Annotated in this window: 18 protein-coding genes; 8 read left to right on the top strand and 10 right to left on the bottom strand. The window is 62.2% G+C overall.

Annotated elements, in window-relative coordinates; genetic code table 11:
• Nucleotides 1–121: 121 nt before the first annotated feature.
• The 3 genes from K349_RS0101350 to K349_RS0101340 form a co-directional block, all read right to left on the bottom strand.
• Nucleotides 122–1408, bottom strand: coding sequence for an amidohydrolase (locus tag K349_RS0101350; protein ID WP_026368108.1), 1287 nt, complete (start codon nucleotides 1406–1408; stop codon nucleotides 122–124).
• A complete protein-coding gene (locus K349_RS0101345; protein WP_026368107.1) occupies nucleotides 1405–2625 on the bottom strand; it encodes a M20 metallopeptidase family protein in 1221 nt (406 codons plus the stop codon). Before K349_RS0101345 ends, K349_RS0101350 begins: the two co-directional genes overlap by 4 nt.
• A gap of 80 nt (nucleotides 2626–2705) precedes the next feature.
• Nucleotides 2706–3458 carry an IclR family transcriptional regulator gene (locus tag K349_RS0101340; protein ID WP_026368106.1) on the bottom strand — a complete coding sequence of 251 codons (753 nt, stop codon included), beginning with the start codon at nucleotides 3456–3458 and terminating at the stop codon, nucleotides 2706–2708.
• 680 nt (nucleotides 3459–4138) lie between these two features.
• On the opposite strand from K349_RS0101340, the gene K349_RS0101330 reads away from it, so the two are divergent.
• The 8 genes from K349_RS0101330 to K349_RS0101295 all read left to right on the top strand — a co-directional run bounded on the left by K349_RS0101330 (nucleotide 4139) and on the right by K349_RS0101295 (nucleotide 10629).
• Nucleotides 4139–5344, top strand: coding sequence for an NAD(P)/FAD-dependent oxidoreductase (locus K349_RS0101330; RefSeq protein WP_245587986.1), 1206 nt, complete (start codon nucleotides 4139–4141; stop codon nucleotides 5342–5344).
• A gap of 21 nt (nucleotides 5345–5365) precedes the next feature.
• Nucleotides 5366–5701: a (2Fe-2S)-binding protein gene (locus K349_RS0101325; RefSeq protein WP_026368104.1), complete on the top strand. Its 336-nt coding sequence runs from the start codon at nucleotides 5366–5368 to the stop codon at nucleotides 5699–5701.
• Nucleotides 5702–5703: 2 nt separating this feature from the next.
• Nucleotides 5704–6804, top strand: a complete 1101-nt coding sequence (locus K349_RS0101320) for an NAD(P)/FAD-dependent oxidoreductase (RefSeq protein WP_026368103.1) — start codon at nucleotides 5704–5706, stop codon at nucleotides 6802–6804.
• Nucleotides 6805–6808: 4 nt separating this feature from the next.
• Entirely contained in the window at nucleotides 6809–7312 is a 504-nt protein-coding gene (locus tag K349_RS0101315) for a 4Fe-4S dicluster domain-containing protein (RefSeq protein WP_026368102.1), read from the top strand.
• A 3-nt stretch (nucleotides 7313–7315) separates the two neighbouring features.
• On the top strand, nucleotides 7316–7588 hold the full coding sequence (locus tag K349_RS0101310) for a (2Fe-2S)-binding protein (protein ID WP_026368101.1): 273 nt from the start codon (nucleotides 7316–7318) through the stop codon (nucleotides 7586–7588).
• Nucleotides 7589–7818: 230 nt separating this feature from the next.
• Nucleotides 7819–8361: a hypothetical protein gene (locus K349_RS0101305; protein ID WP_026368100.1), complete on the top strand. Its 543-nt coding sequence runs from the start codon at nucleotides 7819–7821 to the stop codon at nucleotides 8359–8361.
• 95 nt (nucleotides 8362–8456) lie between these two features.
• Entirely contained in the window at nucleotides 8457–9380 is a 924-nt protein-coding gene (locus K349_RS0101300) for a hypothetical protein (protein WP_026368099.1), read from the top strand.
• 214 nt (nucleotides 9381–9594) lie between these two features.
• On the top strand, nucleotides 9595–10629 hold the full coding sequence (locus K349_RS0101295) for an HD domain-containing phosphohydrolase (RefSeq protein WP_026368098.1): 1035 nt from the start codon (nucleotides 9595–9597) through the stop codon (nucleotides 10627–10629).
• 56 nt (nucleotides 10630–10685) lie between these two features.
• Here the strand turns inward: K349_RS0101295 and K349_RS0101290 are convergent, their stop codons facing one another.
• From K349_RS0101290 to K349_RS15985, 7 genes are all read right to left on the bottom strand, one after another.
• A complete protein-coding gene (locus K349_RS0101290; RefSeq protein WP_026368097.1) occupies nucleotides 10686–11183 on the bottom strand; it encodes a putative metallopeptidase in 498 nt (165 codons plus the stop codon).
• Nucleotides 11184–11471: 288 nt separating this feature from the next.
• Nucleotides 11472–13133: an alpha/beta fold hydrolase gene (locus K349_RS15990; protein WP_157367237.1), complete on the bottom strand. Its 1662-nt coding sequence runs from the start codon at nucleotides 13131–13133 to the stop codon at nucleotides 11472–11474.
• 16 nt (nucleotides 13134–13149) lie between these two features.
• Entirely contained in the window at nucleotides 13150–14742 is a 1593-nt protein-coding gene (locus tag K349_RS0101280; RefSeq protein ID WP_034264405.1) for an ABC transporter substrate-binding protein/permease, read from the bottom strand.
• A 44-nt stretch (nucleotides 14743–14786) separates the two neighbouring features.
• Nucleotides 14787–15572, bottom strand: a complete 786-nt coding sequence (locus K349_RS0101275) for an amino acid ABC transporter ATP-binding protein (RefSeq protein WP_026368094.1) — start codon at nucleotides 15570–15572, stop codon at nucleotides 14787–14789.
• A gap of 504 nt (nucleotides 15573–16076) precedes the next feature.
• Complete coding sequence (locus K349_RS0101260) at nucleotides 16077–16610, bottom strand: signal peptidase II (RefSeq protein WP_026368093.1); 534 nt, start codon at nucleotides 16608–16610, stop codon at nucleotides 16077–16079.
• 54 nt (nucleotides 16611–16664) lie between these two features.
• Entirely contained in the window at nucleotides 16665–18836 is a 2172-nt protein-coding gene (locus K349_RS0101255) for a Tex family protein (RefSeq protein WP_026368092.1), read from the bottom strand.
• Nucleotides 18833–21112, bottom strand: coding sequence for an FAD-dependent oxidoreductase (locus tag K349_RS15985; protein ID WP_026368091.1), 2280 nt, complete (start codon nucleotides 21110–21112; stop codon nucleotides 18833–18835). The genes K349_RS0101255 and K349_RS15985 overlap by 4 nt, the downstream gene beginning before the upstream one ends.
• Nucleotides 21113–21853 lie beyond the last annotated feature (741 nt).

The following is a 21853-nucleotide window of genomic DNA, read 5'->3' as shown; positions in this document are numbered from 1 at the left end:
TTGTTGGAATACAATAAGAGACAGAGAGTAAAAAAGGCAGTGTGCGAAACTTCGGAAAACCGTCCTGATCTCGCAGGTGCGTTGCGTGTCGGAAACCACCTCCTTGCGGAAAAAACGACGTTCAGCGCCCCGCTATGTCGAGGGTCAACTCCTTTAAAAGAGCCACGCCGGGACCGAGGACCTCCTCGTCGAAGTCAAAACGCTCGTTGTGGTGGCCCGCCGTCGTGTCGGCGCCGAGAATGAAATAGCAGGAACGTCCTCCTCTCTCGTGCACCCTTTGCATCATCCAGGAGATGTCCTCGCTCCCCGAAATGTGGCCCTCCCGCTCAATCCGGCGGATGCCCTCGATGCCAAGGGCTTTTGCCGCAACGAGATCGACGAGTTCCGAATCGCTTGCGGCGCTGACCGCTCCTCCCGCCAGACGGGTTTCCAGCTCCACTCCCTGGCTGATGGCCGCACCTCTCAGGATGTCCATAGCCCGGGTCCGAACGTAGCCGTCGATCTCCGCGGTCGCGCCGCGGGTCTCCAGTTTCAGCTCCGCCCTGGGGGGGATCACATTGCGTCCTGTTCCTCCCTGAAGAACACCGACATTGATTCTGCTGGCGCCGTCGCGGTGCGGGGCAATGGCGTGAAGCCCGAGGACCGCCGACGCTGCGGCGAGCAGTGCGTTTCGTCCCTCGTTGGGAGCGCCTCCCGCGTGTGCGGCGACTCCCGTGAAGACGGCGTCGATCTTGGTGGTGCAGAGAAAATCGCTGCATCCGGCTCCGACTGTCCCCGAGGGCATGCCCACTCCGAGATGAAGGCCCAGAAGGACATCCACGTCATCGAGAAGCCCCTTTTCGGTCATGGATTTTCCGCCGCGGACTCCTTCTTCGGCGGGCTGAAAAAGGAGTTTGAAAGTCCCCCGGAGGAGTCGTCGATTTTCGCTGATCCATCGGGCCAGGACGAGCCCGATGGCGGTATGGCCGTCGTGGCCGCAGGCGTGGGCAACGCCCTCGTCGAGGGCTGCAAAGCCCTCCCGAAGTGGGCGATGCTCCGGGTCTCTGCTCTCGCCCACTTCGACGGCGTCCATGTCGAACCGGAAAGCCGTCACGGGACCGGGACAATCCGCCTTCAGAATTCCCACAACGCCGGTAAAAAGCCCAATTTTTTCCAGAAGAGAGGGAGAAGCCCCCCATCCCAGAGCCCGCGTCCGGGCCTTCTCGAGTTCTTCCGGAGAGGGGCGCCCCATGGCGGCCTCGGGTGCGATCACGTCCTCGCCCAGAAGAACCGTGAACCCCAGCGCGTCGAGCTTCGAGGCGACGAAGGCGCTGGTCCAGAACTCCTCCCACCCCTTTTCGGCGTGGCGGTGCAGTTCGCGCCGGAGGCGGATGAGTTCTTCGCGAAAGTCCGTCGGGCGACTTTTCATGCGGATATGCCTCCTCCGAGCTTTTTCAGAAGATCCCATGCCGCCTGGGCGAGGACGGCAGCCCCGATGGAAAAACAGCTTTCGTCGGGGGTGAAACGCGGATTGTGCAGAGGCGGGAAGTCCTCCGGTGCGATTCCCTCGGGGCGGCATCCCAGCCAGAGAAAGACGGAAGGAACCCTGGAAGCGAAGAAGGAAAAGTCCTCTCCTCCAAGGGTGGGTTTTTCGATCTCCAGAATGCCCCTCTCTCCGAGAATGTTCGCGATACTTTCCCGGACGACGGAGACTGTTTCGGGATGATTGATCGTGGGGGCGTATCCTCTTTCGTAATGCATTTCGCAGTCACCTCCCATTCCCCGGCAGATCCCTCGTGCGAGAGCGTCTATTTTCCCCGGAAGAACATCCCGGATGTTTGGGTTCAGAGTGCGGAGGGTTCCTTCGAGCCGAACCTCGTCGGCCAGAACGTTGTACCGGTAGCCTCCGTGGACGGTCCCGAAGGTCAAAACGACTGCCTCCGTGGCGTTCACGGAGCGGGAGACCACGGTCTGCAGCGCCGTGATCACCTGAGCGGCAACGACGACGGCGTCCACTCCCTGCTCCGGGGTGGAGCCGTGGGCGCTGCGTCCACGGACGATCAGGTCGAGGCGGTCCGAGGCGCCCATGATGGGGCCGGTCTTGATACCCACTTTCCCTGTGGGAAGATCGGGCCAGACATGAAGGGCGACCATGGCATCCACCGTGGGATTTTCCAGAACGCCGTCGGCGATCATCGCCGGAGCCCCTCCGGTGGGTGCGCACTCTTCGGCGGGTTGGAAGACGAATTTGACCGCGCCGCGGATCGTTCCCTTCAGCGCCGAAAGGACCCGAGCCGCTCCGAGAAGCATCGCCGTGTGCGCATCGTGACCGCAGGCATGCATGATTCCCGGGATCTCGGAGGCGAAGGGAAGTCCCGTCTGTTCCTGGATCTGCAAGGCGTCCATGTCGGCTCTGAGGCCGACGACGGGGCCTGCCTCACGTCCTTCGAGAAGGGCGACGACTCCGGTCCCTCCGACGCCCCTGCGCACGTCGAGACCTATCTCCTCCAATGTTTTCGCGACGAAGGAGGCGGTCTCCTCCACTTCCATGCCGACACCGGGACGGCGGTGAATGACTCTTCGGTCTTCGCGGATGCGGAAATCATGTTCTCGGGCCAGGCGCATAATGTTTTCACTGACGGACATACCTGCACTCTCTCCTTCGGGATGGGTTTTTCGAGCTGAACGATGGAACGAAAGGATCTCCGTGGGCAAAAGGAAAGCGCTCAACCCAGGCGGGCCGAGATGTCCTCCGCGCCGCTCCGGAGAACCGGCAGGAGATCCAGCGCTCTTTCCACGGGGAGTCGCTCCAGAGGACCGGCGATGCAGAGACAGGCCCAGATTCTTTCCATGCGGTCCGGAACGGGAACGGAGAGCCCCAGGAAATCGGGAACGCTTTCGTTGACACTGAGGGCGTACCCCTGACGGCGGATCCGGTCGTATTCCTCGAGGAGTGCGTCGAGATCGAGGAAAGGATTCGGGCAACCCGATGCCTCGGACGCGAGATCCAGGGAGTGGAGAACGGTGGATCGCCGGACCGGGTCCGGATGGTAGGCCCACAAAAGCTTGCCGATGGCTCCGGCGTTGGGAGGCATTCTGGTGCCCAGCCGACTTTTGAGCCGGATGAGATGCGGACTTTCCACGCTCAGCGCGAGAAAGGCCGAATCTCCGTCGCGAAGTCCGACGGAAACGGTCTCCTTGGTGATGCGCCCGATCTGCTCCATGACGGGAAGGGCGGCTCCGTTGAGCCCTCTTTCGTTGGCGTAGACCACGCCCATGCGGTATGCGACGGGACCGATCCGGTACAGTCCGGACTCCGTCTCTTGGAAAACGAGCCCTTCCTGGACCAGGACGGCGAGAATTTTGTGCATGCCGCTCTTGGTCATTTCCAGAGAATTGGAGAGGTCTCCCAGGGAATGAAAGAAGGGGGGTTCGCACAGGCGTCGCAAAACCTGAATTCCCTTGTCCAAACGGCTCATGGAGACGCCTCCTTTTCCATTTTGGAAATAATTTTTCTGAAATGGACAAACCTGACTGGATTTTACGGAAAATGCACAGGCCAGTCAAGGATGTCTGTGTCGGTTTGGTTGTCGTTGCGAAACCAGAGTCAGGGTGGTGGCAAAAAAAGAGCAAAAGGGGAATTTGGTTTCCTCTTATGTGAAAATCGGTACTACATTGACCTCGGACGCGATTTAGTGCACAATCGAACCTGGAGTGGGATCTGCAATTCTGAATACTCTACGGAAAGGAGGTGGCACTTGATGACGGCACGTGTTTTTCTCGGCATGCCCCCTTCTTTACCTGGCTCCAGACGGTCCCTTCCCGGCATGGTATGGGATATCTGGTCTCTTCCTCTTCCTGCAGGCTGCCGCAAGCGCCCCCCCGCAGATTGACCCTCGGCATTCCTTTTCGAAAGTACTCCCTGAACGTTCCGTCTTTCCTTCTCTTTCGTCATGTTGTTTTCCATGCCTTTGCACCCTGTTGCGATGTTGCGCCACAGGAGATTTCGGCGTATTCGTCGCGACGAGGCCGCGTATTCCTGCTGTAGCCCCTTTTGGGGTGTATGGCGCAGGAGTGGGAGGTGGAGGATGTCGTCCTGCCGAAAGAGCGGAAAAGGCGGATCTTCTCCGAAATTCCCTAGCGTAAGGAGGTTTCGTGCATGGAGCGCAGAGAAATGAAAGCGCAAGGAGCACCGCAGTGCTGCTGCGGATGTGGCGGGGGCGTGCACAAGTGTGATGTGGCGATCATCGGCGGTGGTGTCCATGGGTGTTCCACCGCCTATCACCTGGCGAAAAAGGGCTATAAGGTTGCCCTCTTCGAACGGGACTACATTTCCTCCGGCGGCAGCGGGCGCAGTGCCGCGGGCATCCGCCACCAGTTCGGCACGGAGGTGAACATTCGCCTCGCTCAGTACAACATGCGGGTGTTCAAGACGTTGGAGAAGGATCTCAATTATCCCGTCTCCCTCGAATACGATCCCGCGGGGTACCTCTGGATCGCCTATTCGGAGTCGCAACTTGCGCAGCTCGAGAAGAACGTGGCATTGCAGAACGAACTCGGCACGACGGGTTCCAAGATTCTCACCCCCGCCCAGATCAAGGAGGTCGCGCCATACCTCAATGTAGAGGGCGTGCTTGGGGCGAGCTGGAACCAGGAAGACGGACATATCAATCCTCACACGCTCTGTTTCGCCTACGCCGATTCCGCCAAGGCCCTCGGCGCGGAGATCCACAAGCGCACGCCCGTCACGGGAATCATCATGAAGGGTGGACGCGCCGCGGGAGTCCACACGACGAAAGGCGACTGCGAAGCTGATGCGGTGGTCTGCTGTGCCGGCCCTTGGAGCGTCGAGGTGGGGAAGTGGATAGGACTGGAGATCCCCATCACGCCCGAGCGGCATCAGATCCTCATCACCGAAGCGGTGGAACGCATGAAACATCCCATGACGCTCTGTCTCGACGACGGCAGCTACTGGAAACAGTGTCCCAATGGCACCTTCATGCTCGGATGGGGGAATCCCGAGGAGAAGAAGGACACGGCGTACACGTCGAGCTGGGACTTTTTGGATGAGGTCACGACCCGAGTTCTCGCCAAGATGCCCATCCTCGGCGGTATCCGGCTAGTGCGTCAGTGGACGGGCCCTTACGACAACACGCCGGACTTTCAGGCGATCGTGGGTGCCACGCCCGTGCCGGGATTTTTCCTGAACTGTGGTTGGAGCGGCCACGGGTTGCAGTTTGGTCCCTCGGTGGGACGGGTTCTCTCCGAGCTCGTCGCGGGAGAAACGCCGTTCATCGACGTGTCCATGTTTCGGTACAGCCGGTTCGAAGAAGGGGAACTTTTCTTCGAGCCAGCCTGCATCTAGCGAAGACGAGGTGATGGACCAATGCGACTCATCCAGGAACATCCCATACTCGATTTCGAGCACGGGAAGAAGAAGAAAGTGCGTTTCACCTTCGACGGCAGCGAGATGGAAGGCTTCGAAGGAGAACCCATCGCCATGGCGCTGCACGCCGGAGGCGTGCGGATCTACCGGGAGACGCCGGAGATGAAGCGCCCCCGGGGATTCTTCTGCGCCATCGGCAAATGCTCGTCCTGCTTCATGGTCGTGGACGGAGTTCCGAACGTGCGGACCTGCATCACGCCACTTCGCGAGGGCATGAGCGTCGAAACCCAGCGAGGCCGTGGCGAAGTGCGGGGCGAAGAGGAAAGGAGGAATTGAGCGTGCGGACCACGGAAATCCTCGTCATCGGAGGCGGTCCCGCCGGCCTCTCCGCCGCCATCGAAGCCGCCACCCTCGGAGCGCAGGTCACCGTCGTCGACAGCGACTTGAAGCTCGGAGGCCAGCTCATCAAACAGACCCATAAATTCTTTGGTTCCAAGGACGAATACGCCGGAACCCGCGGGTACAAGATCGCCGACATCCTTTTCGAGGACTTGAGGAAAAACGCCGACCGCATCGAAATCCTCTCCGACTGCACCGCCACCGGCTACTACCCCGAGGACGGCATCGTCACCTGCATGATCGGAGAAGAGAAATACTTCCGGATGCGGCCCAAGAAAATCGTCGTCGCCACCGGAGCCCAGGAACGGCTCATCCCCTTCCCCGGCAACGACCTTCCCGGCGTCTACGGAGCCGGAGCCGTCCAGACCCTCATGAACGTCTACGGCGTCACCCCCGGCGACCGCGTCCTCATGGTCGGAGCCGGGAACATCGGCCTCATCGTCAGCTACCAGCTCCTCCAGGCCGGAGTCCAGGTGTGCGGCGTCGTCGAATTCATGCCCAAAGTCGGCGGATACTGGGTGCACGCCGCCAAGATCCGCCGCCTCGGCGTGCCCATCTACCTCCAGCACACCATCGTCGAAGCCCTCGGAGAACGCACCGTCACCGGCGCCATCATCGAGAACCTCGCCCCCGACTGCACCCCCGGCGGCAAACGCACCACCATCGACTGCGACATCATCTGCATGGCCGTCGGGCTCGCCCCCACCTGCGAACTTTTGTGGCAGGCCGGATGCGCCATGAAATTCATTCCCCAGCTCTGCGGCCACGTCGCCCTTCGGGACCCCTTCATGCGGACCAGCCATCCCGACATCTGGATAGCCGGAGACGCCGCAGGAATTGAAGAAGCCTCCTCCGCCATGGTCGAAGGTCGCATCGCCGGACTCGGCGCGGCCGGAGCCTGCGGATATGGCACCCCCGAAGAACGCAAAGAGCGGTTTGCCCACTACAGCGAACGCCTTGCCGACCTCCGGGCCGGAGAAGTCGGCGAAAAGATCCGCATCGGCGTCAGCGCCGCCAGCGTCCAGAAATGGGAGGAATAACCCCATGACCGACAACGAGAAGACCTTCAACAGCGGCATCCTCACCGGCGAGCGCCCCGGCGCCGTCCTTCCCCCCAAAGAGCTCTGGGAGAGCAAGAAGAACGGCCTCGTCCTCATCGAGTGCCCCCAGCGCATTCCGTGCAACCCCTGCGCCACCAGCTGCCCCACCGGCGCAGTCATCCCCTTCGAGGACATCAACGACACCCCCCGGATCGACTACAGCAAATGCACCGGCTGCGCCCTGTGCGTCGCCAAGTGCCCCGGCCTCGCCTGTTTCGTCGCGGACCTTACCTGGGGAGAGAAGGAAGCCCTGTTGAAACTCCCCTACGAAATGCTCCCCCTCCCCGCGAAAGGGCAGACCGTGGCGTGTTTGAACCGCTGTGGCGAGGAAGTGCACCGCACCCAGATCGTGAACGTCACCCAGCCGTGGAAGGACAGTACCTACGTCGTCTCCGTGGCCGTGCCGAAAGAACTCGTCTCGGAAGTCCGGGCCGTGAAGGTGGTGTGAGACATGGAGAAGGAAGTCATCGTCTGCCGTTGCGAGGAAGTGACCATGGAAGAGATCCGGGAATGGATCGGCAAGGGATACGACACCTTCGACGAACTGAAGCGCGTTCTCCGTGTGGGGATGGGTCCGTGCCAGGGCCGGGGGTGTCGAGAGATCATCCTTCGGGAGATCGCCAAGATCACCGGAACCCCCTATGGGGAGATTCCTCCCGGAACCATCCGTCCTCCGGCAAAACCTGTCAAGCTCGCGCTGCTGGCGGAATCGAGGGAGGACTGATTTTCCCAGGAATCTGAACGGAGGATTGGCATAAGGGCACTCGGGCTGTGGAAAGTTCCCGCGAGCGGGGCGGCGTTAACGCCGCCCCGCTTTGTGGAGTGTCGTTTCGGAAAGGCCCTATCCCGTGGCGTTTGCGAAACACGGTATAATGCGTTTTGAAGGGATGTGTGCGCATGGGATGAAGGAACGACGGAGCACGAAGACGTCTCGTTCCGGGGAGGGATCGAAAAATGATGTTGCTCAAGGATGTCCTCGATCGAGGTGACATCGAAAAAGGCAACGTGATCATCTACCAGTGGAAGAAGGAAGAAGTCATTCAGGACAAGCTCATGATCCAGACAAGGCTGCGGGATCTCTTTGCCGCCTTCATGGTGGAGCGTGTGGAGGGAGGGCTCATCTTCGACTATTATGGGGCTTTCCCCAACGAAAACATCGTGGCGGTCTTCAAGCCCTTTTCGCCTCAGGAGCTCTCCCTTGCCATGTGGAAACGATTCGAGGCGAGAATGTGCACGGACACGATCGATCTGCTGATCAACCGCTTGCTGGACATCTTTTCCGAGGGAATTCTCATCCGGGATCACAAATACTTCGAAGTGAAACGCAAGGAGTCCTTTTCCACCTTCCGTCTCGTCGAAGTGGACGAAAACCTCGCGAAAAAACTGCAGGCGGAGCACAGCAAGGGGCGCAAGGAGACGCAGGAGGATCGGGGGGACGCCGCGGAGGAACTTTCCCGGCTTCTCTCGGGAGAATATCGCGGCAAGAAGAGGCTCTGACCGGGGAGGAGATGCCGGGGCCTCCGTTCCTGTTCTGTGGCGGCAAGCTGAAAAGCTCTCGCGGGAAGGCTTTGAAAAGGAAAGGATGATGCCTTGTGGCGAATACCCTCAAAAGTGCGCGATATCGTGTGGTGAAGGGCTACTGCGACATCACCACCTCCGAGGAGAGCACAAGCCTCGTCGCTTTCTACGCGATCATCGATAACGGAAGCATCTACAGCGTGCGATGCCGTCTTGTGGAAGAGGGGGTCCCCTTTCCCGGCATCCGCGGCGAGTGGACCAAATACATCTCCTTCGTGCTTGGCTCGGATGTCTGCCCCTCCAAGGAGGTCCTCCAAAACGTCATCAGCCAGGCTCTGGCGGCGGTGCGCCCGTCGGAGCTGGTGGAGACGAACGGCAAGGCCGCACGGGAGATGGAGGCCAAGCTGAACGACTACGGGAGTTCGGCTCTCAAGGCGGAGGTGCACGCCTTCGTTCGGGTGGAGAACGCCGCGGACGACGAGATCCGTCCCTTTCTCCCCTCCCGTGGGGCGGCTCAATCGACGGAGGAAGGCGACGCGTCGGCACCGGAAGGAGCGGAAACGGATGAAGGCGCGACGGAGGAGAAAGAATCCGTCGTCTACGTGAACTGCACTGCCATCATCGATCCTTTAAAGGGAAAGGCGGCGAACCGTTTCAAGGAAGGCGAGATAGTGGTGGTGAAACTTCCCGAGGAATCGGTGCTCTATTCCCTCATCTCCAAGGCCAGAAAGGGATTTTTCGACGGCAAGGTGGAGGCGCGGATTCTTCGGGTGGAGGCGCGTACCGAGGAGTCCACGCTCATGGAACTCGAAATAACCAAGGGATTTCGGGGAATTCTTTCCGCCCAGAACTCGCTCATGCTGCGACAGGGACACCTCGATGAAGGGTCTCCGGGGGAGGACGGGGCAAAAAAACCGCTTCCTCCCGCGGTGTTCTTCGGTATCCTTGCGGGTGTCCTCGTTATGGTTCTTTTTTTCATCTATCGGTTTCTTTTCTGATTTTTCTTAAGGAAGCTTTGAATAAAGACCTTTCGCTTTCCCTTGACTCCGGTCGCATCAGGCTCTGCGAAGCGCCCTGCGGGGCTGACCCAGCCTTATTCAGAGATTCCTCAGAGATTCCTTAAAAAATTTTTCTCCCGATCCAAAACCCTTTTTCCGGCGTCGGAGCGCGGCATGTCCGAAGAGCCGGGTTTTACAGAGGGGAGGTCGTACCATGCAGAGCGAAGAAGAGGAACGTCTTCGGGATCAGAGAGCGCTCCGGGCGGAGCAGCGCCGGATGGAGCAGCTTTTCGCGAGCTCCCTCGAAGGCGTGGTGCTCCTTGATGCCAAGGGGCGGATACTCCGGGTGAACCGCTCTTTCTGCGATCTTTTCGGATTTGCCTCCCTCGGGGAGGTGGTGGGAAAGGAGCTGGACGTTCTCGTCTCCATGGGGGACAAGTATGCCGAGGCCTCGGACATCACCGCCCGCATTCTCCGGGGGGAAAAGGTGGCCGTGGAGGTGCTCCGGTACCGCACGGACGGAAGACCCCTGTACGTGGATCTCCTGGGAACGCTCATTCTTCCGGAAGAGCCCGAGGGCGATCTGGAGTACTATGTGATCTACCGGGACATTTCGGAGCGCAAACGGGCGGAGGCGGAGCTGCGCGAGAGTCTTGGGCGGCTTGAGAAGGCCTGGGAGCAGACCATCCAGATTCTCGCCTCCGTGGTGGAGCTGCGCGATCCCTACACGGCGGGGCACCAGCGGCGCGTGGCCGCTCTCGCCCAGGCCGTCGCCCGGGAGCTGGACCTGTCCGAGGCGGACGTGCGCGGCGTGTACCTTGCCTCGCTGGTGCACGATGTGGGCAAGATCACCGTTCCCGCGGAGGTGCTGAGCAAGCCCGGCGTCCTGAGTTCCGTGGAGTTTGCGCTTATCCGGACTCATGCCGGAGCCGGATACGACATTCTCCGGAACATCGACTTTCCCTGGCCTGTGGCGGAGATCGTGCTGCAGCACCACGAGCGCCTCGACGGCTCGGGCTATCCCAACGGGCTTTCCGGAGAGACCCTGCGGACGGAAGCCCGCATTCTCGCCGTGGCGGATGTGGTGGAGGCCATGGCGTCGAACCGCCCCTACCGCCCTGCCCGCGGTCTCGAAAAAGCCCTCGAGGAAATCGACGAGGGTGCGGGCAAGCGCTACGATGCCCGCGTCGTGGCAGCCTGCCGGCATCTGTTCCGGGAGGGGTTTGTCTTTCCCGCTTTCCCCCTCTAGTGTTTTGGGCCGCCCTTTCGAGGGCGGGTCCTGCGCACGGAAATTCCCGCCGTTTTCTATCCCTCCATCGGAAGCGGAGGTTCGTAGTTGGGGCCCATGAGCTTCTTCCAGTCCACGTTGTCCGCCAGGAGATCCGGGCAGGTGGCGTCAGGATAGAACCAGTGACGCCCAAGCCCCTGGAGCACCTGATACCATTCGTGCACGTCCGGGGCGGCCACATTGCCGTTCAGCGTGATGCGCCGCAGTTCCCGATAGACCAGGGCGGTCATCTGGTTGCCATCCAGGACGGAGATGCTCTTCTCGTAGAATTCGATGAGGAAGAAATAGGACAGGCCGCCGAGCTGATAGATGATCTCCTGCCATTTTGCGGGCACTTTGTAGGTCTGCGCCAGAAGAACTTTGCTCCGGCGGCTCTTGCCGGGATTTTTGCGGTTCAGGACGAAGAGGAGCGAATCCGGGTCGATGTGGCGCAGTTCGTCGTACTTGCGGATCAGCAATTCCGCCAGGGGCTTGTACCGGGCGTTGCAGATCTCGAAACCGAGGAGTTCTTCCATGTGACGGATCCCTGCTTTCCTCATGATAGATGTGGATGATGCGGCGTGCGGCGTCCGCGAGACAATGCCCTCCGAAACAGCTGAGACCGACACGAGGAGAAACGCCGGAAGTGCTCCCGGCGATCTTGTGACGGGAGGACGGCATCCGTGCGGTGCGTCCTGTGCCGAAGGGAAGACGGCCTCTTCGGAGAGCGTCTCCGGTGACGCTCACGGTGCAAATCCGGCGAGACCGTCTTCGATTCTAACAGCAGGGAGACCCGCTTTCAACGCAGGGTGCGTTCCGTCGCTTCAACGGCGTTTCCGAGGTGGGTCGGCGATGCCGTAGGGGGAGTCCTTTTCATTTCGTTTGGTCGGAAAGACGAGCGGCTCATCCTCCTCGCAGGAGGCCGAGGGCCTGCGGTCCGGCCTGTCGAGGAAGGCCAGGGCGAGTTCAAGGGGACAACCGTAGAAAGTCGTGCCGTGTCCCCGGTGGGGAAACTCGAAAAAGTAGGCCTTTTCCAGGCTCGACGCGACCCGGCGTCCCCATTCGGGAGGCGTGATGGGATCGTAGCTCCCGGCGAGGACCAGCGTGGGGATGGAGCCGGAGACCGGAGCGTTCACCTCGGGGGAGGCCGTTCCATTGTTCCAGAGGGTGCAGGCGGCGAACTCGCCGGGAAAGGGATCGTAGCCCCGCAGGGCCGAGGGGAGGTTTTTCAGGCGCTCCCGCACGATCTCGGGGGCGTTCGCCGAAGCCTCGTCCCGGCATTTTACCGAATAGTACAGACCGTCGCTGGACCAACCGCTTCCCTCCTCGTAGTAGCGGCAAAGGGCTGCCGTATCCCCGGCCCGGATCTGGGCCAGGAGGAGGGGAAAATAGGGGAGGAGCGTCTCGTCATAGAGGAAATCGAAGAGGAGGTTCACCAGGTCCCATCCGGTGAAGAGCATGGGGAGCGGCTTTGGCTCGTCCTCGTACTGGAGGGAGAGCCGAAGCGGTTTTCGGTTCAGCCGCTCCACCGCCTCGTAGAAGTTCCGCTCCAGGTCGGGAAAGGCGGCGCCGCAGCGGGAATCGGCTTTACAGGCGTCGAAGAAGTACCGGAAGGCCCGGAGCATGTTCTCCGGGGCCTCCTCGTATTCCCTGGCCTGGGGGGGGAGGCAGGAATCGAGAATGGCGCTCCGCACTCCTTCGGGAGTGCGCCGCATCACCTCCAGGGCCAGCCTCGTTCCGTAGGAGATGCCGTAGAGGTTCCATTGCGGAATGCCCAGAGCGCGCCGCAGATCCTCCACGTCGGCGGCGCTCGCCGCCGTGTCGTAGCATTCGAGGGAGATGCCGAGCCCCCGGAGACGGACCGCGCAGGCCCTCACCGCGGAAAGCAGTTCCTCCTCGTGTTCTCCCGCGGTGAGATGGCGGTCCCGGGTGCGGTCCCACATGTCGTAGAGTTCGGGACACTCCAGGGAGGGGGTGGAAAACCCCGTTCCACGCTGGTCGAAGAGGATCAGGTGGCGCTTTTCGAGAAAGGGAGACTCTTCCCAATCTTCGAGAGAGGGCAGCGTGGGATCCCCCGGCCCTCCTTCGAGAAAGAGCACCGGATCGGGTGCCGGAGAGGAGGAGGCACTGCGGAGGATCGCCACGGCGATGCGCACGAGTTCCGATTCGGAAGGGTTCTTCCTGTCCTCGGGAACGACGAGAGTGCCGCAGGACACCCGTCCCCGCAGCGCTGCGGGGACGTCGATGGGGCACGGTCCCGGAACGAAGCGGGGAAGCCCTTCCCGAAGTACTGGCGTGAAGGGAAGCTGCAAAGGCTCCCTTGACGCCGGCGCGGTTCCGACCTGAGCCGGAAGAAACGAGCCGGGCAGGGTCGCGGGAATGTTCTGTGCCGAGATCTGTCCCGGAAGCGTCAGCAGCAGCGCGGCGAACCCTCCGAGGAGGAGAATCGCGAAGCGGTTGAAAACTCCGTTTCGTGGAAAGCGCATCACAACGTACCTGTTTCTAGTAGGACGCGGGTTTGCGCCCGAGGGAATACTTGCCGTTCCGCCCCGTCCCCCCCGGGGTGGTGCCGCCGTGGACGGCCACGGCCATGCGGCGCTCCGTCCAGCGGGCGAGGCGCACGAAGGGAAGGCCCAGGAGAAGGTAGATGATCGCCACCAGGATGCCCGTGCCGAAGTAGTCGTAATAGGTGGTGGCGAGCTGTCCGTAGGCCTTGGTGAGATCCACCATGGTGATGACCGACACGAGGGACGAGTCCTTCAGCAGGGAGATGAAGTCGTTCGTCACCGGAGGCAGGGAGACGCGGATGGCCTGGGGAAGCACCACGTGACGCAGCGCCTCCCATCGGGACATGCCCAGGGCGAGGGCGCCCTCCATCTGCAGACGCGGCACCGAGAGGAGCCCCGCCCGGTAGTTCTCCGCCTCGTAGGCGGCGTAGTTGAGGCCGAGCCCCAGCACGCCCGCCACGAAGGGGCTGAGCTTGATGCCGATGTGGGGAAGCCCGTAGAAGATGAAGAAGAGCTGGATCAGCACGGGAGTCCCCCGGATGAACTCGATGTAGAGCACGGCGAGGCGCGAGACGGGCGAGGGGCCGAAAATGCGGGCCATGGCCAGGAAGAGTCCGAGGACGATGGCCAGGCCCATGGCGGCGAGGGAGACCTCCATGGTGACCACCGCGGCCCGCCCCAGAATGGGCAGAAAGCCCGCGTAGCGTTTGAGGCGCAGCGCCAGGGTGAACTCGGGTTTTTGGTGCTCCGCCCATTCCTGAAAACGCGAGGGAGCCTCCTTCGCGGGGGAGAAATCTTGGAACATGTCCGCCATGACGGGGCTCCAGAGGTTCCACCGGTCATAGATGCGCCGCAGTTCCCCCGAATCCCGGAGGTACACCACCGCCTCGTTGATTTTCCGGAGCAGTTCCGTGTCCTCCTTGCGGAGGGCGATGCCGTACTCCATCTCTCCGATGGGGCCCCCCACGAACTTGATCTCCGGATTGAACCCCGCGTAGTAGATGGCGATGGGCGCGTCGAAGAGCGTGGCGTCGAGACGGCCGTTCTGCAGGTCCGTGTAGGCGTTGATCTCGTCCTCGTAGGTGCGGATGTCCTTCACCCCCGCGTCGACGAGGGTGAAATAGGCGTAGGACTGCTTGAGAGTGCCCACCACCTTGTCCGTGCAGTCCTCCAGGGAGGTGATGCCCTTTTCGTCCCGCCGCACCGAGAGCTGGAGAAAGGTGCGGTAGTAGGGAATGGAGAAGTTCACTTCCTGCTTGTGCTCCGGGGTGATTTCCAGGCCGTTGATGGAGATGTCGTAGAGGTGGCGTTGCAGCCCCGGAATCAGATTGTCCCAGCCATTCTGCACGAATTCGGCCCGCATGCCGAGATAGTCCGCGATTCGCTCGACGATCTCCACCTCGAAGCCGATGAGGATGTTCGGATCGGCGGGGTCGGCAAACATGAACGGAGCGCCGCCCTCGGTGTCGCCTCCCCATTTCAGAGCGGGTTTTTCCGCCGCGGCGGATTCCGGAATGCCCGGAACGAGACAGAGTGCCAGAACGAGGACAAAAAGCGGAAAGAGAACGCGGTTGGTCCATCCCGCCATCTTCCACCCGGCCGGCGACGAGGAGCGGTGTCGCTTGTGGGCCATCATGCCACCTCCTCCGTGAAGTGTCGCAGGAACTCACGGGTCCGTTCGTTTTTGGGTGTGGTGAAGAGCACGTCGCCGTCGTCTTTTTCGACGATCTCCCCGCCGTCCATGAAGACGATGTAGTCCGAGGCGTTTCTGGCGAAGCGCATGTGATGGGTGACGATGATCTGGGTCATTCCCTCCGCGTCGAGGTCCTTCATGACCTGGAGCACCTCGTTCACCAGTTCCGGGTCCAGGGCTGACGTGGGTTCGTCGTAGAGCATCACCTTGGGGTTCATCGCCAGCGCCCGGGCGATGGCGGCGCGTTGCGCCTGTCCTCCCGAGAGTGTTGCAGGATAGCGGGCGGCGAAATCCTTGAGCCCCACCTTGGCGAGCAGGCGCAGTGCATTTTCCCTGGCCTGGTCGGGGGCTTCCTTTTTGACCACCAGGGGGGCGAGCATGACATTGTCGAGAACCGTCTTGTGGGGGAAGAGGTTGACGCTCTGAAACACCATTCCGACGTTCTTGCGCATCTGGGCGCAGGCTTCCAGGAAGGGGCGGTCCAGATGTTCTTCCGTGCCGGTACGGCTCACGGTGACGCCGGCGATGGTGATGTTTCCGGAGTCGAGGTATTCCATGCAGTTGAGGCATCGTAAAAATGTGGATTTGCCGCACCCGGAAGGGCCGATGATCGAGACGAGGTCCCCCTCCCGGATGTCGATGGAGACATTTTTGAGTACTTCTCCATCCTCGAAACTCTTGCAGAGGTTTTCCACGTGGATCAGGGGTGCACCCACTTTGGTCAACCCATACCACCTCCCTTGAATATGGAAGCCGAAGTAGGCATAGCATGACAGAAATCGCCGAAAAAGCAACGGTCTGGGGAATTATTTCCCGGAGTGTTCTCCGTTTGAAAGAGTTTTGTCATCTTTTCCGCGGGAAGGGTTGCCGGGACTCTCTTTCGTCCCTTGTCGATCCTGCGCGCCACGTTCTGCAAAAGGGTTGTTCCGGTGTCCGGTGGCCGTGAGAGTCGTGCGCGTTCCGTCGTGTGCAGAGGTTTTCATGGTGTTTGGTGGCCGCCGGCAGCGAGTGATCGCACTTTTCCAGGAGTGCCTTTTCGTGTTCGAGCGACAGGTTCATGCGGAGGCAACGTCTCGGCTCCGGTGCCGCCGATGGGGTTGTGCCGCAGGGTGCGGGAACGGTGGCTGCCTTGGGGAAGAGATTCATGGACGCTCTGATGAAAAGGGTTCCTCTCGCTCTTGATCGCATCGCGTTTTCGCGAGTTCGGTTTGGCCTTCTTCAGAGGTTTCTCAGTTTCGAAGGAACCGGAGATGCACCGTGAAGAGGAGGAACGCTCCCAGGATGATCCATCCGTCCGCGAGGTTCAGCGACAGGGCGCCTCCGAAGAGATGGAAGGGAAGGGGAATGCGTAGGTAATCCGTGACGGCGCCGAGGAAAAGGCGGTCCGCGACGTTGCCCAGGGCGCCGCCCCAGAGCAGGGCGAGTCCCGGAAGAAAAGAAGACGTCCTGGCTTCGGAGGATGGCATCGTCGTGCTTTCCCGCCTCCGTGCCTCTTCATCGGAAGGGACGTGCTCCGCGGAGCGCAGAAAGAGCGCTGTGCCCGCCGCGAGAACGGCGAGGCCGAACAGGCCGAGAAGGAGCCCCCGCTCCCGAAAGAGCCCGAAGGCGATCCCCTGGTTGGAGGAGAGGCAGAGCGAGAGTCCCGGGAGTTTTCCTCCGCAGGGGAGAAGGTATTCCCGAGCCCAGAGTTTCAGCACCTGGTCCGACGCGAGAGCGACGAGGACGATCCCGAGAAAGGGAAAGGGGCGGCGGAGCCGGGGCATTTCCTCACCGTCTCCGTTCGGTGCGTCGCCGCGCAGGTTCGACGGGTGCGCCGGTCATGCGCTTTCCCCGGAGGCGTCCTCCGGCTCGTGCTGAGGAATGCCCTTCATGGTGAGGGAGATGCGCCGCCGCTGGAGGTCCACTCCCTCCACGGCCACGCGGACGCGCTGTCCCGGCGAGACGAGTTCCGACGGATTGGCCACGAAGCGGTCCGCCATGCGGCTCACATGGACGAGCCCGTCCTGATGCACCCCCACGTCCACGAAGGCGCCGAAGGCGGTGACGTTAGAGACCACGCCCTGGAGGATCATGCCGGGCACGAGATCCTCCAGAGTGGTGACGCCCGGAGCGAAGCGCACCACCTCGAAACTCTTCCGAGGGTCCCGTCCGGGTTTGGCGAGTTCCGCGAGGATGTCCGCAAGGGTGGGGAGCCCCACTCCTTTTCGTATGTAGCGGGCGGGGTCGATGCGGCGGCGGAGCGTCTCCTCCGCGAGGAGGTCCGCCACGTCGCAGGCCAGGTCTCGGGCCATTTCCTCCACGATGTCGTAGGAATCGGGATGGACGGCGCTTGCGTCGAGGGGGTTCTCGCCGTCCCGGATGCGCAGGAACCCCGCGGCCTGTTCAAAGGCCTTGGGACCCAGCCGGGGCACCTTGCGCAGCTCCTTCCGGCTCCGAAAGGGGCCGTGTTCGTTCCGGAAGGTGACGATGTTCGCCGCGAGCTGGGGGCCGAGGCCGGACACGTAGGAAAGCAGCTCTTTGCTGGCGGTGTTCAGGTCCACACCGACGCTGTTGACGCAGGAGGTCACCACGTCGTCCAAGGCCTGTCGGAGGAGCTTCTGGTCCACGTCATGCTGGTACTGGCCGACGCCGATGGATTTGGGGTCGATCTTCACCAGTTCCGCCAGAGGGTCCTGGAGACGCCGTCCGATGGAGACTGCCCCGCGGACTGTCACGTCCTGGTCGGGAAATTCCTCCCGCGCTACGTCGGAGGCGGAATAGATGGAAGCGCCGCTTTCGTTCACCATGACCACGAGAGGATTTCCCGGCAGTTCCGCAGCCCGGAGAAAGGCCTCGGTCTCCCTCCCCGCCGTGCCGTTGCCCACCGCCACGGCCTCCACGTTGTGCCGCGCCGCAAGATCCCGGACGAGGCGGAGCGCCTCTTTCGCGCTCTCCTTGCCCGTGTGAGGATACATGACCGCCGTCTCCAGGAGTTTTCCCTCCGGAGAGAGCACCACCAGCTTGCACCCCGTGCGCAGGCCGGGGTCGACGGCGAGCACCACCTTGCGTCCCAGCGGCGGGGCGAGGAGCACTTCCCGGACGTTGCGGGCGAAGACCGTCACGGCCTCGGCGTCGGCGTTGCGCTTCAGGGCGTTTCGCAATTCCGTCTCCATGGAGGGCGCCAGCAGCCGGGTGTAGCCGTCGGCCACGGCTGCCCGGACCTCCGCTCCGTCCGGGCCTGTCGTTTTGACGAAGAGGCGTTCCAGCAGCGTCAGGGCCTCCTCCTCCGGAGGAAGCAGCGACAGGGAGAGGAACCCCTCCCGCTCTCCCCGGAAGAGAGCGAGCACGCGGTGGGAGGGGGCTTTCGCCGCGGGTTCGTTCCAGGCGAAGTAGTCCCGGAACTTCGCCCCCTCCTCTTCCTTGCCCTTCTTCACCTTGGAGGAGAGCATGGCCTTTGCGGCGAAGAGTTGCCGCAGGGACGCCCTTGCGGTGCCGTCCTCGCTCACCCACTCGGCCATGATGTCGCAGGCTCCGTCCAGTGCGTCGTCGGCGTTTTCCACGCCCTTTTCCGGGTCCACGTACTCCTTCGCCGCCGCGGCGGGATCGGTGCCGCACTGTTGCCACAGGAGAGCCGCCAGTGGCTCCAGTCCCTTTTCCTTGGCGATGGTCGCCCGGGTGCGTCGCTTCGGTCGGAAGGGGAGGTAGAGATCCTCCAGACGAGCCAGGGTGGGGGCCTCCTCCAGATTGCGCCGGAGTTCCTCCGTGAGCAGCTCCCGTTCCTCCAGGGACTTGAGGATCGCCTCCCTGCGCTTGTCCAGTTCCTCCAGCTGGGCGAGGCGGTCCCGGATGGCAAGGAGGGCCACTTCGTCGAGGGAGCCCGTCGCCTCCTTCCGGTAGCGGGCGACGAAGGGAATGGTGCATCCCTCGGCGAAGAGTTCCGCCGCCGCCGCCACCGATTCGGGACGCAGATGAAGTTCCTCCGCGACGAGCGCGGTGTGGCGGGACGTCATCGCTCCGGCCCTTCGTTCCGTTCGTTTTCGTACCAGAGCGCCTCCGCGCCGAGTACCCGGTAGACCAGATCCACCGCGAGCCCCCGGGAGAGCGGCATTTCGGGGCGGAAGGCGGTGCCGCCCTCCACGCCGGCGAGCGCTCCCAGCGCGTCCAGTCCGCGAAGCGCCCTATCGAGGCGGCTTCCCGAAGGAACGTCGCCGTAGAGCGGCGTCGGCACCTCCGGCGTGTCGGCGGAGAGATCGAAGAGTTCCGCCAGGGCGCAGGCGAACTCGCCCCGGGTGACGAAGCGCGACGACGTGACGGGGCGGAACGGCTGGGGAGCGCGCTCGCCGAGGGCCGCGACGCGGGCAAGCAGGCGGATCGCCTCGGCGGGGGCAATCGGCTCGTCCACGCCGAAAATGCCCTGGAGGCGCCCTTTTTTCGCCGTTGCGAGAAGGGTGTTCAGATCGTCCAGGCGCGGTGCCGGTGCCGTGGGATACGCCCGGGGCTCCAGCAGTTCCCGGATGGTGGCCAGCTGCACCGCCGCCCAGTAGGGGTGGCTTCTGGGCACGTCGCTATAGCGGAGCAGGGCGAGGACGCTTCCCGCTTCGAGAAGGCTTCGCTGCACGAGAAGGGGGTTCACGTCCCGGGGAGGGATGCCGCCGCGCACCGCCGCGGCGGCGATGGCTCCCGCGGCCTGTCCCGTGAACATGCAGATGGGTTGCAGACGCAGCGCCCCGGAGGTGAGGCGGGTCATGGAGAGGTTTTTCTCCGCCGCCACGAGGCCGTCCACTTTTTCGGGAATGAAGATTTCGAAGGGTACCTGGAAGGGACCCCGGGGTTTGTTTTCCACCGTGGACTCGGCGGTCTCCCCGAAGCGCGCCTCCAGCGCCTCGGTCTCGCTGGAGCCGTGCAGATCCAGAATATATCTTCCCACCGCGAGGGAAGTGGGCTGCTCGAAGCCCGGTCCGCCCGCCAAGTAACTCTCGGAGTTCCGCCGCAGCTCCGCCGAGGTGAGGGTCTCCAGGCCAACGAGGCGCCGGCTTTCCCGCACGTAGGGCATGGGCGGGAAACGGCGCACGAGGGGTGCGTATGCCTCTGGAACGATGCCCCTCACGATCTCCAGATTGGCGGGGCTGTCGAACTCGTCGTCCGCCACCGACCAGGGCATCCCCAGTTCGGTCTGCACGTAGTAGAGGAACTGAAGCGTCTTGAGCAGCGCCCGGGCGTTCGTCTCCCGGCGGAATTCCTTGTCCTCGAGATAGCGCACGGGAAGGCCGCTCCGCCCCTCGTAGCCGGGTTTGCCCGGATAGTCGTTGCACCAGTTGACCCCCGTCTTCGAAAGGAGAAGCCAACTGTAGGCGCTGGAAGCGTCGGCGTTTCCAGGGGCTGAGGAGTCCGGCAGGCCCCGATAGGCGTTGTGGCTGTGGAAGTTCACCGGAAGCTTCACCGGATATCCCCAGAAACGGTTGCCGTCCCTGGTGAGGTAGCTCCGGAAGAGTTCCACCCGCTCCTCGTAGCCGGGAGGAGGCGTGGACATCCGCAGGTGCTCCGGAATGCCCCTGGGATAGGCCTTCATCACCGCCACCCAGGTGATGTCCTGAATCCGGGCGTCGAGATCGAGGAAAGGCGTCTCCGCGTTGCCCGCCCGGTAGGCGGCCCCCGCTAGGGGCAGCACGTCTCCGTATTCCGTGGCGTCCACCAGGACCTTGCAGCGGAGGAGCGTCGGCGTTCCGTCCAGGTTTGCGAGCACTCCCGTGACGGTGGTGTCTCGCCTGTCCTTGAGGACCTGGACCACCGAAGAGCGCAGGAACAGGTCGAGCGTGCGGGGCGTGCGGTCCCGAAGGGCCGCGCCGCTGCGGGTCTCCTCGACGAGCGACAGGAGCGCCGTCTCCCCCACCGAGGGCTCGAAGGCGATGGTGAAGGGAACCCAATAGCAGGTGCCGGTGGATTTGCCAAGCGCGTCGTAGTGGGCTTTCACCTTGGCGAGGAACTCCTCGTAGATGCCGGACCAGTTGGCGTACATGTCGTCCATGGTGGACACCGCCGCCGCGGTCATCTGGCCTCCGACGACGTTCGTCTCCTCCAGAAGCGCCACCCGGGCACCGCTCCGGGCCGCCTGGAGCGCCGCCGCCGTACCGCCCGCACCGGCCCCCACCACGATCACGTCGTAATCGCGCTCCGCCGTAGCGGAGGCTTCCGCCGTGACAGTGCCGAACAGTGCAGCCATCAGCAAAACCGCAAGGACGAGGCGTCTCCTCGTCGCAGCGGAAAAGCACATTCCTCTCTTGTGCATGGGTTCTCGACTCCTTTCGTTTCTGCTCCTTCTCTCCGTATTCCGTTCCATGTTGCCCGATTCCCAGCATGATACCCCGAAGGAAGCCAAGAAGGAACCGCATTGTCCGCGATTTCTTCGGAAGAGAGTCCATTCGTTCCGCGGAACATCCCGTAGTCGCCTCCATTCTCGCCTTCGACACCCGGTCTTTTCCGTCGGCTCTTCACAGGAACGCTCCTCGGGGAGAGGGGAAACAGATTTTGAAAAAATTTTAAAAAATCTGTTCCGGAGCGGTTTTCTGCTGATCAATGAACAGTATCCCGCGACGGACATGCTTTGTGCTCCCGGAGAAGAGTTCTATGACGAAGCAACCCTGACGGCGTTGAGAAACTCGTGTTTTGGAAAAGAATGGATTGACGAAGGAATGCGCAGTACGTTACAAAAAAGAACGACTGTTCCAGAAAATTCACGAATTACCCCCGATTTTTTTCGGAAATTGTAAACTCTCTCTGCTGTTCCGGAATACACATCATCCACCTTCAGGAGTTTGATTACGATAGTGCAGGCATATGTGAACACCTGGATTACAAAGGAGTTCTCTGTCGTATGTTCTCGCGGTAAATAAAGGAGCAAAAAGGAGCGGAGTTCCACGGGGTGTACGAGCGGATTGCGATGGCTCCGTCGTCCCGACGCATTTCCGAGGCACTCGTGTTCTGGCGGGAAACCGCTTCCCGGTCCGGAAAATTCTTGTTGTGTGCAATC

This window comes from Aminiphilus circumscriptus DSM 16581 (genome assembly GCF_000526375.1).
Taxonomy (GTDB): Bacteria; Synergistota; Synergistia; order Synergistales; family Aminiphilaceae; genus Aminiphilus; species Aminiphilus circumscriptus.
Note: the sequence above shows the minus strand (reverse complement) of the source record. Positions and strands in the feature narration are given on the sequence as shown.

Coding starts and splice junctions, on each gene's coding strand:
- K349_RS15985 (WP_026368091.1), bottom strand. CDS start 21,112: ATGCACAAGAGAGGAATGTGCTTTTCCGCTGCGACGAGGAGACGCCTC.
- K349_RS0101345 (WP_026368107.1), bottom strand. CDS start 2,625: ATGTCCGTCAGTGAAAACATTATGCGCCTGGCCCGAGAACATGATTTC.
- K349_RS0101340 (WP_026368106.1), bottom strand. CDS start 3,458: ATGAGCCGTTTGGACAAGGGAATTCAGGTTTTGCGACGCCTGTGCGAA.
- K349_RS0101325 (WP_026368104.1), top strand. CDS start 5,366: ATGCGACTCATCCAGGAACATCCCATACTCGATTTCGAGCACGGGAAG.
- K349_RS0101260 (WP_026368093.1), bottom strand. CDS start 16,610: ATGCCCCGGCTCCGCCGCCCCTTTCCCTTTCTCGGGATCGTCCTCGTC.
- K349_RS0101350 (WP_026368108.1), bottom strand. CDS start 1,408: ATGAAAAGTCGCCCGACGGACTTTCGCGAAGAACTCATCCGCCTCCGG.
- K349_RS0101280 (WP_034264405.1), bottom strand. CDS start 14,742: ATGGCGGGATGGACCAACCGCGTTCTCTTTCCGCTTTTTGTCCTCGTT.
- K349_RS0101305 (WP_026368100.1), top strand. CDS start 7,819: ATGATGTTGCTCAAGGATGTCCTCGATCGAGGTGACATCGAAAAAGGC.
- K349_RS0101295 (WP_026368098.1), top strand. CDS start 9,595: ATGCAGAGCGAAGAAGAGGAACGTCTTCGGGATCAGAGAGCGCTCCGG.
- K349_RS0101315 (WP_026368102.1), top strand. CDS start 6,809: ATGACCGACAACGAGAAGACCTTCAACAGCGGCATCCTCACCGGCGAG.
- K349_RS15990 (WP_157367237.1), bottom strand. CDS start 13,133: ATGCGCTTTCCACGAAACGGAGTTTTCAACCGCTTCGCGATTCTCCTC.
- K349_RS0101310 (WP_026368101.1), top strand. CDS start 7,316: ATGGAGAAGGAAGTCATCGTCTGCCGTTGCGAGGAAGTGACCATGGAA.
- K349_RS0101290 (WP_026368097.1), bottom strand. CDS start 11,183: ATGGAAGAACTCCTCGGTTTCGAGATCTGCAACGCCCGGTACAAGCCC.
- K349_RS0101255 (WP_026368092.1), bottom strand. CDS start 18,836: ATGACGTCCCGCCACACCGCGCTCGTCGCGGAGGAACTTCATCTGCGT.
- K349_RS0101330 (WP_245587986.1), top strand. CDS start 4,139: ATGGAGCGCAGAGAAATGAAAGCGCAAGGAGCACCGCAGTGCTGCTGC.